The 14,734-nt window shown below is 49.9% G+C and carries 13 protein-coding genes and 1 tRNA gene; 8 read left to right on the top strand and 6 right to left on the bottom strand.

The features are described 5' to 3' along the window. The first annotated feature begins 18 nt into the window (after positions 1-18). Positions 19-399: a hypothetical protein gene (locus tag OXH18_RS23870; protein WP_268610023.1), complete on the top strand. Its 381-nt coding sequence runs from the start codon at positions 19-21 to the stop codon at positions 397-399. 71 nt (positions 400-470) lie between these two features. Continuing rightward, the gene (locus OXH18_RS23865) at positions 471-1,418 is read left to right on the top strand and encodes a GDP-mannose 4,6-dehydratase (RefSeq protein WP_268610022.1); all 948 of its coding nucleotides are present in this window, start codon (positions 471-473) and stop codon (positions 1,416-1,418) included. 36 nt (positions 1,419-1,454) lie between these two features. On the opposite strand, the gene OXH18_RS23860 is transcribed toward OXH18_RS23865, so the two are convergent. The 3 genes from OXH18_RS23860 to OXH18_RS23850 form a co-directional block, all read right to left on the bottom strand. Continuing rightward, positions 1,455-2,819 carry a CRTAC1 family protein gene (locus OXH18_RS23860; RefSeq protein WP_268610021.1) on the bottom strand — a complete coding sequence of 455 codons (1,365 nt, stop codon included), beginning with the start codon at positions 2,817-2,819 and terminating at the stop codon, positions 1,455-1,457. 91 nt (positions 2,820-2,910) lie between these two features. After that, complete coding sequence (locus tag OXH18_RS23855) at positions 2,911-3,576, bottom strand: hypothetical protein (protein WP_268610020.1); 666 nt, start codon at positions 3,574-3,576, stop codon at positions 2,911-2,913. Positions 3,577-3,782: 206 nt separating this feature from the next. Continuing rightward, complete coding sequence (locus OXH18_RS23850; protein WP_268610019.1) at positions 3,783-4,949, bottom strand: pyridoxal phosphate-dependent aminotransferase; 1,167 nt, start codon at positions 4,947-4,949, stop codon at positions 3,783-3,785. A 172-nt stretch (positions 4,950-5,121) separates the two neighbouring features. Between OXH18_RS23850 and OXH18_RS23845 the strand changes: the two genes are divergently transcribed. The 3 genes from OXH18_RS23845 to OXH18_RS23835 all read left to right on the top strand — a co-directional run bounded on the left by OXH18_RS23845 (position 5,122) and on the right by OXH18_RS23835 (position 7,624). Next, positions 5,122-5,535: a VOC family protein gene (locus OXH18_RS23845; RefSeq protein ID WP_268610018.1), complete on the top strand. Its 414-nt coding sequence runs from the start codon at positions 5,122-5,124 to the stop codon at positions 5,533-5,535. Between the two features lie 102 nt (positions 5,536-5,637). Continuing rightward, positions 5,638-6,207, top strand: a complete 570-nt coding sequence (locus OXH18_RS23840) for a DUF1499 domain-containing protein (protein WP_268610017.1) — start codon at positions 5,638-5,640, stop codon at positions 6,205-6,207. Positions 6,208-6,916: 709 nt separating this feature from the next. Beyond that, on the top strand, positions 6,917-7,624 hold the full coding sequence (locus tag OXH18_RS23835) for a uracil-DNA glycosylase (RefSeq protein ID WP_268610016.1): 708 nt from the start codon (positions 6,917-6,919) through the stop codon (positions 7,622-7,624). A gap of 54 nt (positions 7,625-7,678) precedes the next feature. On the opposite strand, the gene OXH18_RS23830 is transcribed toward OXH18_RS23835, so the two are convergent. Further along, complete coding sequence (locus OXH18_RS23830) at positions 7,679-8,878, bottom strand: serine hydrolase domain-containing protein (RefSeq protein ID WP_268610015.1); 1,200 nt, start codon at positions 8,876-8,878, stop codon at positions 7,679-7,681. Positions 8,879-8,970: 92 nt separating this feature from the next. Between OXH18_RS23830 and lnt the strand changes: the two genes are divergently transcribed. Next, the gene (lnt, locus tag OXH18_RS23825; protein WP_268610014.1) at positions 8,971-10,650 is read left to right on the top strand and encodes an apolipoprotein N-acyltransferase; all 1,680 of its coding nucleotides are present in this window, start codon (positions 8,971-8,973) and stop codon (positions 10,648-10,650) included. Between the two features lie 288 nt (positions 10,651-10,938). Here lnt and OXH18_RS23820 read toward each other — a convergent pair whose 3' ends face one another. Next, positions 10,939-11,328, bottom strand: coding sequence for a DUF4359 domain-containing protein (locus OXH18_RS23820; RefSeq protein WP_268610013.1), 390 nt, complete (start codon positions 11,326-11,328; stop codon positions 10,939-10,941). Between the two features lie 219 nt (positions 11,329-11,547). On the opposite strand from OXH18_RS23820, the gene OXH18_RS23815 reads away from it, so the two are divergent. Further along, positions 11,548-11,620, top strand: a tRNA-His gene (locus OXH18_RS23815). Between the two features lie 156 nt (positions 11,621-11,776). On the opposite strand, the gene OXH18_RS23810 is transcribed toward OXH18_RS23815, so the two are convergent. Further along, a complete protein-coding gene (locus OXH18_RS23810; RefSeq protein WP_268610011.1) occupies positions 11,777-11,989 on the bottom strand; it encodes a hypothetical protein in 213 nt (70 codons plus the stop codon). 628 nt (positions 11,990-12,617) lie between these two features. Here OXH18_RS23810 and tkt point away from each other — a divergent pair. Beyond that, on the top strand, positions 12,618-14,630 hold the full coding sequence (gene tkt, locus OXH18_RS23805) for a transketolase (RefSeq protein ID WP_268610010.1): 2,013 nt from the start codon (positions 12,618-12,620) through the stop codon (positions 14,628-14,630). The last annotated feature ends 104 nt before the right edge of the window (positions 14,631-14,734 follow it).

Genomic DNA, 14,734 nt, shown 5'->3' with positions numbered 1-14,734 from the left:
GGAGTGTGAATCGATCGCATGAAACTGATGCAAGTGTGGATCGTGTGTTGTTTGGCCTTCTTTGGAGCGGCAGAACTTTACCAATGGCTGCAAGGGGTAACATTGCCCATGCCTGTGTTTGTGATCACTGGAGCACTGCTAGCGGTGGCGTCTAACGCCAACAAGGTTTTGCCCAAACAAACCCAATGGCAGGCTATGCCACCCGCTGCTCCACCCAAATCGACCCCAGCGATCGATCAACCCTCTGCGCATCCCGCTTTTCCGCCGCCAACAGTCGCACCGCCACGCCACTATCCGGGGGTGCAATTGCCTAACTTTACTTCACCAGCACCGCGATCGATCTCGTTTACGATCGAGAAAGCTCAGCCGCTGAGTGAAGAGCCGAACCTAGGGGAATGATAGGAACAGAAGGGCTGAAGGCGAACTGAGTCTACCCTTCTGATTCTTCATGTCTACCCCCGATTTAAGCGATGAAAACAGCCCTGATTTGTGGCATTTCTGGACAAGATGGTGCTTATCTAGCGCAACTGTTACTCAACCAGGGGTACTGCGTCTATGGCACTTCACGAGATGCCCAGATGTCTACGTTCCGCAATTTGGTGCGGTTGGGTATCCGCGATCGGATTAAAACCTGCTCCATGGCTCTGAATGACTTCCGCAGCGTGCTTCAGGTCATCAAAAAAATTCAGCCGGATGAAATTTATAATCTTGCGGGGCAAACCTCGGTGGGGCTTTCCTTCGAGCTACCCGTAGAAACAATGGAAAGCATTACCCTGGGAACGCTGAATCTCTTAGAAGCGATTCGCTTTATTGGAAACCCGATCAAACTCTACAATGCCGGTTCCAGTGAATGTTTTGGCGATACGGGGACTGATGCAGCCGACGAAGAAACTCCATTTCGCCCTCGCAGTCCCTATGCGGTGGCTAAGGCAGCCGCTTTTTGGCAAGTGGCCAACTACCGTGAAGCTTACGATCTCTTTACCTGTTCTGGCATTTTATTTAACCACGAATCGCCACTGCGGCCCCAGCGGTTTGTGACTCAAAAAATTGTGGCTTGTGCCCATGAAATTGCGGCGGGTAAAACCAACAAACTCTGTTTGGGCAATATTTCGATTCAGCGCGATTGGGGCTGGTCGCCGGAATATGTGGAAGCCATGTATTTGATGCTGCAACAAGATCACCCCGATGATTATGTGATTGCCACTGGCTCGTCGCATACGCTGGAGGAGTTTGTGGCAGAGGTGTTTAGCTACTTGGGGTTAAATTGGCGAGAGCATATCGAAGTGGATTGCAGTTTATTTCGACCCACAGATATTGCTGTGAGTCGGGGCAATGCGGCAAAAGCGAAAGCAAAACTGGGTTGGCAAGCCAAGTATAGGATGCGGGAAGTGGCTCAGATGATGGTGGATGCAGTGTAGGGCTACGCCATCTCATCACTAGTAACCTGGAAAAACTTAGCGAGGATAGGGCACCCGTATTGTTTGGTTCGGCTCAGGGGTCATGATTCGCGTGATCCTGCCATCCAACCAGCGCACTTCGATCGCATCGATCGCCTCTACCTGCCCTAAACCAAAATGGGCCACGGGTTCCATCTGACAAAGATAACCGCTGCCTGCATCAATCGATCGAATTTGGGTGCGGTGGTTTGCTGTTAGAGTGACGATCGCGCCCCGGGCTGGAGCACCCTGCGGGGTTAATGGTAATACTCGCAGCCAGAAGTTGTGATTCGGTATTGCGTGGTACAGCGACAGGGGTTGAGCCGCAGATTCGCCATGAGACACAACCAGTTCCAAGCGGCCATCGCCATCAAAATCGCCCACTGCTGCGCCTGTGCCCAAGCCTCTTGGTTCCAATCCATCGGCAATGTCAAGTGCTGTCCATTTGCCATCCCGCCAGCCAAATAAACGGTTGGGTTGACCAATGTTGTTGAAGAAAATTTCTTCGTAGCCGTCGTTGTCAAAATCAGCCGCAATCACCGTGCGAATCCGCGACGGCATTGACATCACATTGGCAGCCAAATCGCGAAATTTGCCTGGTGCATACTGAGCATACAGCCGATGCGGGCCCTCCCAGTTGCCATAGACCAAATCAAGGCGACCGTCACCATCCGCATCCAGTACCGCAATGCCGCGCCCGTGTTCGTAAGGGTCACTGACCCCAGCGATCGCCGCAATATCCACATACGTACCATCACCTTGATTGCGAAACAAAAAATTGGCACCGTTTTCATTGGCCATAAAAATGTCCATGCGTTCTGTCACCAGTGGCGACGCGACAATGCCTCGCCCTCCTGTGATAAAGGCTAATCCTGCATCGCGGGCTATGTCAGCCAACATACCATCGCTGTTTAACTCATAGAGCCGAATCGGTCCGCCATAGTTCGCCACTAAACAACCATAGCGACCATTTCCATGTCGATCGATCCAAGCCACTGATCGACCCGCCGTTAAATTTAGGGCATCTAAGTTTTGCGGCAGTGAGAACAAATCGTGCCAGGCACCGTCTTGCCAGTCAAACAATCGATCGCCAAACTGCTTGCGTCCGGCAAAGACATCGGTGTTGAGCACATAAATTTCTTCGCGGCCGTCGCCATCCAAATCGCCCGCTGCTACCCCGATCGCCTGCCGCTCAGCGTCCGCGAGTCTTTCATTGGCAATATCGACAAAGCCTGTTCCTTGCCACTTTAGGACTAAGTTGCGCTTGCCAAACCCGGCAACAAACAGTTCAAAGGCTCCATCTCCATCGACATCGGTAACGGCAATACCGTAATTTAGCTGACTGGGATTATCGAGGAGTAAGCCAGTTTTATCGATCAACATAGTGAAGAATCTGCGCGATAGACGCCCGACTGCTCGATCGCAGAATAGATGCGGTGAGAACTAGCAGCGAGAAACTGATTATATGCGAAATTCAGGGAATAACTTGGAAGGAATTGAGAATATTGGCACAAATGGGTTGAGCCGCTTCCAGATTTGCCTCTGGTCCGCCGCAGGTCAACGCAAAGCTCATACCATTGCGGACAACCATGCGTTGCCACAACCGTACCGTAGTTTCGCTAGCCGTTAAGCTAACTTCTAATGCCATTCCTGAAAAGCCTGAAACGGAAATGGGGTCTTGGGCATGGACGGTGAAGCCTAAGTCGTTGAGGGTAGCAACACTGCGTTGAATGTACTCTTCTCCGCTACCGTCATAGGTTTGCGTCACCAAATTCACCACCGTTTGCTTCTGGTTGTCATTCAGTTGCGCCACGATGCTAGCGTCGCCCAGTTCAGCCGTCGAAGAGAGAGCATTTTGCCAGTCGGAAGGCACTGCAAATGACCAGCCATCGCCCATAATCACCTGGTAATCGGCGGGAATTGGACTTGTAGAGTTCTGTTCTGCCGGAGCTTGTTCGATTGGAGCTTCTACCGGATCTGGTTCTACTGGCGTTTGATCAATGGGCTGTTGATCCGTGGGTACTGGTTCTGTTGGAGCTTGCTCAGTGGGTGTTTCCGTGGGAGCTTGCGCCAACCCTACTGGAGCCGCAATCAGCGTGGCTGAAACCAGAAGCCCGATCGTCACAAATGAGCTTTTCATCGAACCATTGAATTTCATCGGGGAACCTCCAGCTACGGTTAAGGTCAAAAACTGTAACCCAGCAATGGGTTCTGCATGACCGATGAAGGATGAATTGTCGTTGCAGGCGAGGGCTGCTCACCACGGATCTGCAATGACAATCTACGGCATCGGCAAGCACGGGGTATACGATCGCGACGTATACCCTTTCATGTTGGCAATCTGTTTTACAGCAACGCTTGCACAAAGTCTGCTAAGCGCTCCATGCCTTGGCGGATATTGTCCAGACTGGTGGCATAGGAAAGCCGGATACAATCATCGGCTCCAAAGGCAATTCCTGGTACAGCCGCTACCTGTTTTGTTTCCAATAAAGACTCGCAAAAATCCAGCGACTTCATGCCCGTTTTGTGAATGCTGGGAAAGACATAGAATGCTCCATCAGGACGAGGACAGGTAAACCCTGGAATGGCGTTCAAATACTCCAACACTACTTGACGCCGTTCGGCAAAGGCTTGCACCATTTCCGTGACACAATCTTGGGGCTGTTCATAGGCAGCGATCGCTCCATACTGAGCAAAGGTGCAGACATTCGAGGTGCTGTGTCCCTGAATTTTGCTAGCAGCTTTGATAATTTCCGGAGGCCCTGCCAAGAACCCCACGCGCCATCCGGTCATGGCATAGGTTTTGGCAAAACCGCTGCTGACAATAGTGCGATCGTATGCGTCGGGTCCCACTGCCCCAATGCTGAGATGTTCGGCTCCGTCGTAGAGAATTTTTTCGTAAATTTCATCGGACACAACCCAAATATCGTGCTCTACAATCACCTCCGCCAAAGCGCGCACTTCATCCGGGCTGTATACCATCCCCGTTGGATTAGACGGTGAGTTAAGTACAAACAGTTTCGTTTTAGGCGTAATCACTTGTCGAAGTTGCTCTGGGCTAATTTTGAAGCCACTGTCGATCGTGGTGGGCACAATCACTGGTGTACCTCCAGCCAGCTTCACCATTTCTGGATAACTAACCCAATAAGGAGCAGGAATAATTACCTCATCACCTGGATCAATCAGCACCAGCATCAAGTTAAACAGCGAATGTTTGCCACCATTGGTAACAAGAATGCTGTCAGGGCCGTAGCAGAGATTGTTATCTGTTTGCAGCTTGTGAGCGATCGCCTCGCGCAATTGAGGTTCTCCTGCCACCGGTCCATAGCGAGTTTTGCCCGCTTCCAACGCCGCTTCCGCCGCAGAGCGAATGTGAGCCGGGGTATCAAAATCCGGTTCCCCCACGCTGAAGCTAATCACATCGACTCCATCCCGTTTCATGGCCTTTGCCTTCGAATCGATCGCCAAGGTTAAGGACGGAGTAATCTCTGCTAGTCGTGCTGCCAGTTTCATGACTTTAAAAAAGCGAAATAATTCTAGAGTTGTGAGCAAGAGGGCGATACACCTGTTATTAACTCTAGTTCATCTGCTTAACTCCGATCGGAAGAATTTCGAGCGCAAATGTCAACTATTCCTCACAATTAGGAGTTGAACATTACGGATGAGGGATTGAGAGTTATCTTTTATGCCTACTCCCTACTCTCTACTCCCCATTCCCTCTTCCCTCATGTCTTTCCCCTACACCACCGTATTTGTAGCCTTAGCAGATGTGGAGGATGGCTTGCTAGTGCCGTTCTACCAACACCTGCTTCAGCAAGAACCAAGCATCTATATGCCCAATGTTTATGCAGAGTTTCAGCTAACTGGGCTACGACTAGGAATTTTTAAGCCCAAAGAGAGTCATCAAGCAGAATTCGATCGCGGTTCTAGTGGCAGTATGAGCCTTTGCTTTGAAGTCAAGGATCTGGAAAGCGCGATCGATCGGTTAGCCGCAATCGGCCATCCAGTGACTCACAGCATTACGATTGCATCTCACGGGCGAGAAGTGTATGCCTACGATCCGGCGGGCAATCGCTTGATTTTGCATGAAGCAGCATGAAGCAATCGATGGATAAGTTGGGGCTAGGCCCAGCGCTGTTTCATACTTTTAGGGTGTCTTTACATTGTAAAGTATTGTTAAAGACATTCTAGGCTCACTGTTATGCAGCAATCTGGCTTTTCGGTTGAGCGTTCGATCGCATTCTTGCTAGGGATTGTCCTACTCTGTTGGACAGGAGCCGTTGCCCCAGCAATGGCCCAGCCTTTGTTGCCTCTGCATCCCATACCCCTCGCTACTCTGGAAATGGCTATGAGCAAACCACTATTTTCATTTTCTGGCAAACGGCCGACCAACTTAGGCGTGACAGATGGTAAGTTAGCTGATTGTCCCGGCACGCCTAACTGTGTCAATAGCCAAGCGCCCGACACAGATGTGCAGCACAAAATTGCGCCGTTAAGCTACACCAAATCTCCTACGGAAGCAATGACAGCCCTGAAAGGCGTGATTCAAGGTATGAAGCGTACACAAATTATTCGCGAAGACGAAAATTACCTCTACGTTGAATTCACAAGTGCGCTGATGGGCTATGTCGATGATGTCGAGTTTCTTGTTGATCCGTCCGCTAAGGTCATTCACGTACGATCGGCTTCCCGTTTAGGGCAGTCAGATTTAGGCGTCAATCGCAAGCGCATTGAGGAAATTCGAGCTAAATTCGTGCAGAAGAACGTCTAGAGAACCTTCAAAAGAAAATAGGTAGGGCGGCCCGTAAAAACCGCCCTGACCACTAGGAAAAAGATGAACGGAATGTGAAAAAGCGTGATTTTTAGTTAAAACCTGCAAGAAATAGAACCACAGCCGCCCCTAAAGCGAGGATACTGAGAACAAGCCCTGCATTTGGACTTCCTTTCCAGGAATAGTCTTTATCTTTCATTGGCTGTACCTCTTCAGCTTTGCTTAAGGTTCTCCTTTATTGTGACGCTTTTTGTGTTCCTTGGCAGCCGATCGTGTTCAGGAGGATGCATTGAGTAATCTCTACTATCTGTCACGATAAAGTTTGATACATAAGGTGACATATCTTGATTTTATTCTCCGGAAGGTTAAGCTGTGACAAAGATCACAACTTAGTCATGATCTAGATCGCAATCACTGGCTTGCGACACACGCATACTTAAGAAGACTCAACTCTAGCCGAGTCATCAACAGGGAACACACGACTTGCCGACAGCTTCCATTTGGGACTGTCGGTTTTTTATGAGTTCGGTTTTTGTGGGCAAAGGACGATCGCAGTTCCAGCAGGGTCAGCGCATTAATTTATGAATCGCTTCATGAATCGCTCCTAAGGAGTTGGACTAAAACTCGTTGAATGGTCTAAGATATCGCGGTATTCGGGTACTCTACCACCTGATCGATCGCACACCTGTGTTTACTGCCTAAAACGCTCATGGCTATCGACAACCAAATGGACCTATTCGGCTCCACTGAACTCGCAACGGTTGCTCCGAATGACTTCAACCCAGATTTAATTCCCACCAGTGCCAAAGTACCCATTCCTTCTGGCACCTATACGGATATGGAGCAGATGAAGGTGCATTGCAATCAGTGCCAACGCTGTGAGTTGGGTGCAACTCGTACCCATGCGGTTGTGTGGCGAGGCAACTTACATGCCGACTTGATGATCGTAGGAGAAGGCCCCGGACAAAACGAGGACGAAACTGGATTGCCGTTCGTGGGGAAGGCCGGACAGCTATTAGACAAAATCTTGGCGTCTGTGAATCTGACCGAAGACGATGTGTTCATCTGCAACATCGTCAAGTGCCGTCCGCCGGGAAATCGCACCCCTACCCAAGAAGAAATGGACGCTTGCCGTCCCTATATCCTGGAACAAATTCGCATGGTCGATCCCAAAATCATTTTGCTTTCTGGGGCGTCGGCTGTACGCGGATTAACTGGTGATAAGCGCGGTATCACCAAAATTCGGGGCGAATGGATTGAGTGGAACGATCGCCTCTGTATGCCAGTCTTTCACCCAGCCTATTTGTTGCGCAATCCCTCCAAAGAGCGAGGTAGCCCCAAGTGGTACATGTGGCAAGATATTCAAGCTGTTCGTGCTAAGTTGGACGAAGTTAGGGGGGCAGGAATTGGGGGTTAGAAGTTGGAAGAGCAAACAAAGAAAAAATGGGCGCTCCATTTCCAACCTCCGCACTCAACGAAATTCAGGATCGCCTAAGATAATGTTCAGTCCTTCTTGAGCGATCGAGAGGGGGGTTGTTCGTTTGCGATCGCCAACATTCATCCACACCACCACAGTCATATCATGGGCGGGTAGATATAAAAGGGTCGCTTGAAAGCCCAAGGCTCGACCTGTATGTCCCCAAGCTTCTCCCCAGCGAGTGTCAAGGTGGGTAATGCCAAGTCCATAACCATCTCCCATCCCGATTGGTACCGTTTCCAGCATTTGCTCTAGTGACCACTGGTATAGCAGTTTGTCGCTGTTGGTCAACGCTTGAAAAAATCGAACCAAATCAGGAGCGTTGGAAACGATTCCTCGATCGCCCAAACCCAGACCATTGTTGAAATTTGCTTGAGTGACGTTTTCCAGCGTGTCATCCTCATGCCAATCCTGATAGCCTTGAGTGAAGCCACCGGGAATGGGTTCGCGCAGTTCTAGGAAGGTATTAGTTAGTCCGGCCGGTGTTTGAATGCGTTGTCGCAGCACTTCTGCTAATGGTTTGCCCGTAATCCCTTCGATAATTAGTTGCGCCAGCAAATAATTCGTATTGGCATAGGAAAAGGCTCCGCGCACGGTGGCAGGGTTTAGGTCATAGGCATATTCCAGAATCTCTTGGGCAGTCCAGTCACGATCGGGAGTGGCACGAACCATTTGCTGAAATTCATCGGTATTAAAATCAGCCAGTCCGCTACGGTGACTCAGCAATTGGCGAGTACTGATCCGATCGCTGGTGGGGAATCTATCACTCACCTCTGGCGGCAAATAGTTCTCGATTGGCACATCTAGATCAAGGAGTCCCTCTTCTGCCAGTTGCAGGCAAAGAACTGCCATAAATATGTTCGTTAAATTGCCAATCCGAAAGCGATCGGTTGGCTTTAATACTACCTTGGATTCACGATTGGCTTCTCCAGCAGCACCCATCCACATGCCATCCGATGTGGCAATGTAGAAGACAACGCCAGGAAAGTCATCTTGGGCAACCTTTTCACTCAAAAGCCGTTGAAGTTGCCGTTCAATATCAGGAGCAAACAGCCTCGGGTTTTCCGGTGGCAGCGTTGTAGACGCTCGATCGGGTGCAGTCTGTTCATTCAAGGTTTTGATCATCTCGTCACCTCGACAACCTGCACCAATCAAGACGATGATGAGAGTAGCCACCGCTAGTCCTTGCTTCATATCCGGTGTCCGTGCCCTTCGATCACCAGCTTACGCGATCGAGCTAGGGAAGTTTTTCTGTCCTCATAAAGATCCTGATGAAGATCCAGTCTGTGCAATCTACGAAATCCAGCATTTCCTCATCCCAAGCGGTGGGGCTGCTCCAGTTTCCGCAAGGGAGATTAATCATTGCTCTTGTAGCTGGACTGCTTATGGGTTTAACGCCTGCTCCAGCCAATGCCTGGTTTTTGGCCTGGATTGCCCTCGCCCCGCTGTGGACGCTGGTGAGATCCCTCGATCAATGGTTAACGGTCAATCGATCGCGTGCCTTTCTGTATGGACTGGTTTGGGGCATAGGGTATCACGGACTAGCGTTGTGGTGGATTAGAGATCTGCACCCGCTGATGTGGTTGGGAATTCCCTGGCTAGGGAGCATTGCCACCGTCCTATTTGCTTGGGTATTCATCACACTTTGGGGAGCCGTTCTAGCAGGAAGTTGGGCCTGTTTATTCCATACTTTGTGTCACTGGCCACTGCAACCATTTCGATCGCCTCAACTTCCGCCTCCCTCTCTCCCCTCTCCCCTCTCCCCTCCCCCCTTTCCCCTCTGGCTGCGGATTCTGTTGGGTACAGCCCTTTGGTGTGCGTTGGAATGGCTTTGGTCTTACGGTCCGCTCTATTGGTCTTCGTTGGCATATACGCAAAGTCCTCGCAATCTCCTGATTCTACATTTGGGACAACTTTCGGGCCCAACCGTAGTGACAGGGGCGATCGTCGCTGGCAACGGACTGCTAGCAGAAACCTGGATACGGTGGCGACAAAAAGCAGTCTTGCCTGCTCGCCATCTTTTAGGATTTACCCTTGTCTTTGTTATAGGATTGCATTTAATTGGTCTTGGTTTGTATAGCCAGCCCCTGGCTAACGCTCCCAGCACTGCCCTGAAAATTGGCATCATTCAGGGAAATGTGCCAACCCGCATCAAGCAGTTTGAGGATGGAATGCGGTTGGCGCTACAACATTACACCATGGGCTATGAAACGCTTGCCGAGCAAGGAGTCGATGCTGTACTCACTCCAGAAGGAGCTTTTCCTTGGCTGTGGCTAAATACCCCTCGACAAGCTCAACATCCGTTCTATCAAGAGATTGAGCGACGACAAATTCCTGCTTGGGTTGGAACTATTGTCTCAGAGCCAAACGGGTTTACGCAAAGCCTGGTGACGATTACCGGAACCGGGGACATTCTCAGTCGCTACGACAAAATCAAACTTGTGCCCTTGGGCGAATATATTCCGCTACGATCGATTTTTGGTGGTTTCATTAATCGCCTCTCGCCCGTGCAAGCGACCCTAATTCCGGGGCAGCCCAATCAGCAACTTGACACCCCTTTTGGTCAAGCAATCGCAGGCATTTGTTTCGACTCAGCCTTTCCCTGGTTGTTTCGTCGTCAAGCGGCGACTGGCGGAACCTTTATTCTCACCGCTTCCAATAATGATCCCTATGGAGCTAGCATGATGACTCAACATCATGCCCAAGATGTAATGCGTGCCATTGAGACCGATCGCTGGGTTGCCCGCGCCACCAACACAGGCTTTTCTAGCATCATTGACGCTCACGGCAATACCCGATGGATCTCTGGCTTCAGAACCTATGAAACCCACGCTGACATCATCTACCGTCGCCACACCCAAACGCTCTATGTACGGTGGGGAGATTGGTTGACTCCAAGTTTATTGGCAATTGGACTAGTGAGTAGAGGACTGTATAGCAGCAGAGTGAGCAATAAAAGTAAATAAGTGAATACAAAGTGAATAATGCGATGGGCAACTTTTAGAAAGTTGTCTTTCAGAAAGAGGCGAATGAATCCTGTACCCTCATCCCTCACCCTTCTTCCGCCCGTGGGAGAAGGGAGGAGAGCAGCCGAACTTACCAACCTGCTTCTAGCTTTCCTCCTCTCCCAGATTGCGAAGGTGGGGGTTGAGGAGGGGAAGACCAGATAGTCGCACACCGCGTTAGATCAGGGAATACTGTGAATAAATCGATGGGCCAATCTCTTTGCTATCTCCTCTAACTCCCTATCTTTCCTATCTTCGCTCCGCCTGATACGTATAAAAACTACTGAAAACGCCGATCGTCTTAAAGTGATATTCGGGAATCACCGTGCGGATTACCGCTGGCACCAGTTCACCTGCCGACAAATCTGTTTCATAAATACTCCAAAACAAATAATTCTGACGTTCTGTATTGTCTGCAATAAACTGCCGAATTTGCGGCTGATTGTCTCGTAGGGCTGAATTGCAAACATCTTCCAGAATGCCAGCTTGAGGACAGACTTGATCTTGAAGATGAGCCGTGAGACGACGAGTGGCATAGGTTTCATAGCTTGCTTGGTCAGGATTGGTGACAAATGTGGCGACGCCAATTCCCAGCAAGGAAGCACCCAGAATGAAGGCAAGACCATGTAGATTTTTCATAGTGAACGTTAGAAGGGATAGAACCGCTTTAGGGCGATCGGATGGCTGGTGCAAACAAGGAATTTATGAAAACCAGTCTAGATCTACATATTAAGGAAACAGGTCGCCTTCCAAAGGTTCCAGATCCGCAAGGTTATCTTGTGACCCTGGTTTTGAGGCTAAGGTCACGCACAGGTCTAGATCATCAGACTGGCAAAATGTTATATTAAATCCATGATGGCGAGCGTAGCCAAGTGGTTAAGGCAGCGGATTGTGGTTCCGCCATTCGTGGGTTCGAGTCCCATCGTTCGCCCTTTTTCTTATGTTGAATCCAGGTTTAATATTGAACTCAGTAAGACGAGCCTAGGGAGACGGTCGGACGGATTGCCGAAATCGAGTGAGTCCCGACTCGACAACCATTTCCCTGGCACGCTAACCGCTGAAACAGGTAGATAGGGGCGATCGCATCCTAGCGGTAGCTGCTTCGAGCAATCCAGGTTTTGTCATCTCCAAGCAGAATTTCAACCGAACCATCCGATTCAAAATTCTCTACGTCTCCAGTCACGATGATTTGCTGCGTAGAGACTTGAATGTATTCATGATCAATATAAATTTTGCCGTCTTCAATCACCAGCTTTTTACGTCCTTCAAAGGTGCGATCGGCAACCTGGATAGTGAACATAGGAAAAAAAGCGTGGCAGAACTGCCGTGATAATAGTCTGCAATAACCTGACCTTTTGTTGAATTAAATTGCCGAACTAAGTCCAAACTAAGCAGATAGCCTCAACGATTCTGTAGGATGGAATACATCACGTACCCATGCAATTCAAAGAATCAATACATAACACTGGTCATAACGCATCCTACAGAGGGTTGACTCCGTTCAACAACTTAGTTCAACAACTTATGAGGAGCAGTGGTTCAACTTTAGTGAATCTGCCCTAGCTTGTAAAGCACACACACCATAACTCAACAAAAACTTGTTGAATACTGTGAAGAATCTCATAGAAACTACTATACCGTTGAGTGCAGCAGTCGGTGTGGCACTGGCTTCGTTTGAAAAATTGGGGACAGAAACATCTTCACTAGGTGGAAACAATTCATGCAGGAACTATTGGCAAATTGAGATGAAGCATAAATTTCCGCCTCAAACCATTCCTATTAGTGGGAGGATAGATCCAGGACTGCTTGTTATAAACTATAAATAATGGGCAATAGGTATAGTTACCTATCGTTTTGGTGATGAGTAGTGTCTTTGCCCGAAAACCTGAAACCACCCTAAATCAAGCCGTTGTTGAGTAGAGGAAGTCATGGCTGTTGCAACCCAATCTCTTGAAGAGCTTTGTATTAATTCCATTCGTTTTCTAGCGATTGAAGCCGTTGAGAAGGCCAAATCTGGCCATCCTGGGCTGCCGATGGGCGCTGCTCCTATGGCCTTTGTTCTGTGGGACAAGTTTCTGCGGGTTAACCCCAAAAACCCCAAGTGGTTTAACCGCGATCGCTTTGTCTTATCAGCCGGACATGGCTGCATGTTGCAGTATGCCCTGATGTATTTAACGGGCTTCGATAGCGTAACGATCGAGGACATCAAGCAATTTCGTCAATGGGAATCAAAAACCCCAGGACATCCTGAAAACTTTGAAACCCCTGGTGTTGAAGTGACAACGGGCCCGCTTGGACAAGGTATTTGTAATGCGGTTGGATTGGCTATGGCCGAAGCACACTTGGCTGCTAAGTTCAATAAGCCTGATCTCACTTTGGTTGATCACTATACGTACGTAATTTTGGGTGATGGCTGCAATATGGAAGGGGTGTCTGGCGAGGCCTGTTCCCTGGCCGGACATCTGGGATTGGGTAAATTAATTGCTCTCTATGATGACAACCATATCTCGATTGACGGCTCCACAGACATTGCTTTTACTGAAGATGTGGGCAAGCGCTTTGAGGCCTATGGTTGGCACGTGCAGCATGTGCCAGATGGCGACACTAATCTAGAAGCCATTCAGCAGGCGATCGAAACGGCCAAGGCCATAACCGATAAACCCTCTTTGATTAAGGTGACAACGACGATCGGCTACGGATCGCCCAACAAGGCCAATACCGCAGGTGTCCATGGAGCGGCCTTGGGCGGTGATGAGATTAAGCTGACTCGCGAAAATTTGGGGTGGAACTATGAGCCGTTTGAAGTACCAGACGATGCTCTCAGCCACATGCGCAAGGCCGTAGAGCGGGGTGCTAGCTTAGAAGCCGAGTGGAACGAGATCTGGGCGCAATACAAAACGAAGTATGCCGATGAAGCGGCTGAGTTTGATCGGATGTTAAGCGGTAGACTGCCCGACGGTTGGGACACGGTGCTGCCTACCTACAAGCCCGAAGACAAAGCCCTAGCCAGCCGCAAACACTCGGAAAATTGTCTGAACGCCCTAGCACCTGTGTTGCCAGAATTGATTGGGGGTTCGGCTGACTTGACGCACTCGAATTTGACGGAGTTGAAAGGATTTGGGGACTTCCAAAAGGGGCAATACCAAAACCGCAATATCCGCTTTGGCGTACGCGAGCATGGCATGGGCGCTATTTGTAACGGCATTGCCTTACACGGTTCGGGGTTGATTCCCTATGGCGCAACCTTCTTGGTGTTTACCGATTACATGCGGGCAGCGATTCGTCTGTCGGCGCTGTCGCGGGCCGGTGTAATTTGGGTGATGACTCACGATTCGATCGCCCTAGGGGAAGACGGCCCCACCCACCAACCCGTAGAAACGATCGCGTCGCTGCGGGCGATTCCTCAGTTGACGGTGATTCGTCCGGCGGATGGAACAGAAACCTCTGGCGCTTACAAGGTGGCGATCGAAAACGCTCGTAACCATCGCCCCACCTTACTGGCCCTGTCGCGTCAGAGTTTGCCGAACCTGGCAGGCTCATCGATCGATGGAGTGGCGAAAGGGGCGTATGCAGTAGTGGACTGCGACAGTACACCCGATATCATCCTGATTGGTACGGGATCTGAAGTGGGATTATGTGTGCAAGCGGCTGAAAAGCTGACCGCAGAAGGCAAAAAAGTTCGCGTGGTGTCAATGCCCGCTTGGGATCTGTTTGAAGCACAAGATGTCGCTTACAAAGAATCGGTGCTGCCCAAAGCTGTCACCAAGCGCTTGATTGTAGAAGCAGGAACGAGCTTCGGTTGGTGCAAGTACATGGGATCGGAAGGAGACATCATCAGCGTCGATCGCTTCGGGGCATCGGCTCCCGGTGGTGTCTGTATGGAGAAGTTTGGCTTTACGGTTGAAAATGTCGTCACTAAAGCTAAAGCATTATTAGGTTAAGCGCCGTTGGCTAAGACACGCCATTAATCATTGCTAAAGCTATTCAACCCTCCCAGCGGAGGGTTTTTTGCTCATAATTCTAGCAGAGCGGCGATCGACGGCAA

It is taken from the genome of Thermocoleostomius sinensis A174 (genome assembly GCF_026802175.1).
Taxonomy (GTDB): domain Bacteria; phylum Cyanobacteriota; class Cyanobacteriia; order Elainellales; family Elainellaceae; genus Thermocoleostomius; species Thermocoleostomius sinensis.
The sequence above is the reverse complement of the archived record's forward strand: the minus strand, read 5'-3'. Positions and strand labels throughout refer to the sequence as shown.

Bases quoted from the DNA above. Each gene is read 5' to 3' on its own strand.
- OXH18_RS23845 (WP_268610018.1), top strand. From the start codon at position 5,122: ATGCCTACTCCCTACTCTCTACTCCCCATTCCCTCTTCCCTCATGTCT.
- OXH18_RS23810 (WP_268610011.1), bottom strand. From the start codon at position 11,989: ATGTTCACTATCCAGGTTGCCGATCGCACCTTTGAAGGACGTAAAAAG.
- OXH18_RS23865 (WP_268610022.1), top strand. From the start codon at position 471: ATGAAAACAGCCCTGATTTGTGGCATTTCTGGACAAGATGGTGCTTAT.
- OXH18_RS23850 (WP_268610019.1), bottom strand. From the start codon at position 4,949: ATGAAACTGGCAGCACGACTAGCAGAGATTACTCCGTCCTTAACCTTG.
- OXH18_RS23840 (WP_268610017.1), top strand. From the start codon at position 5,638: ATGCAGCAATCTGGCTTTTCGGTTGAGCGTTCGATCGCATTCTTGCTA.
- OXH18_RS23855 (WP_268610020.1), bottom strand. From the start codon at position 3,576: ATGAAAAGCTCATTTGTGACGATCGGGCTTCTGGTTTCAGCCACGCTG.
- OXH18_RS23860 (WP_268610021.1), bottom strand. From the start codon at position 2,819: ATGTTGATCGATAAAACTGGCTTACTCCTCGATAATCCCAGTCAGCTA.
- tkt (WP_268610010.1), top strand. From the start codon at position 12,618: ATGGCTGTTGCAACCCAATCTCTTGAAGAGCTTTGTATTAATTCCATT.
- OXH18_RS23835 (WP_268610016.1), top strand. From the start codon at position 6,917: ATGGCTATCGACAACCAAATGGACCTATTCGGCTCCACTGAACTCGCA.
- OXH18_RS23830 (WP_268610015.1), bottom strand. From the start codon at position 8,878: ATGAAGCAAGGACTAGCGGTGGCTACTCTCATCATCGTCTTGATTGGT.
- OXH18_RS23870 (WP_268610023.1), top strand. From the start codon at position 19: ATGAAACTGATGCAAGTGTGGATCGTGTGTTGTTTGGCCTTCTTTGGA.
- OXH18_RS23820 (WP_268610013.1), bottom strand. From the start codon at position 11,328: ATGAAAAATCTACATGGTCTTGCCTTCATTCTGGGTGCTTCCTTGCTG.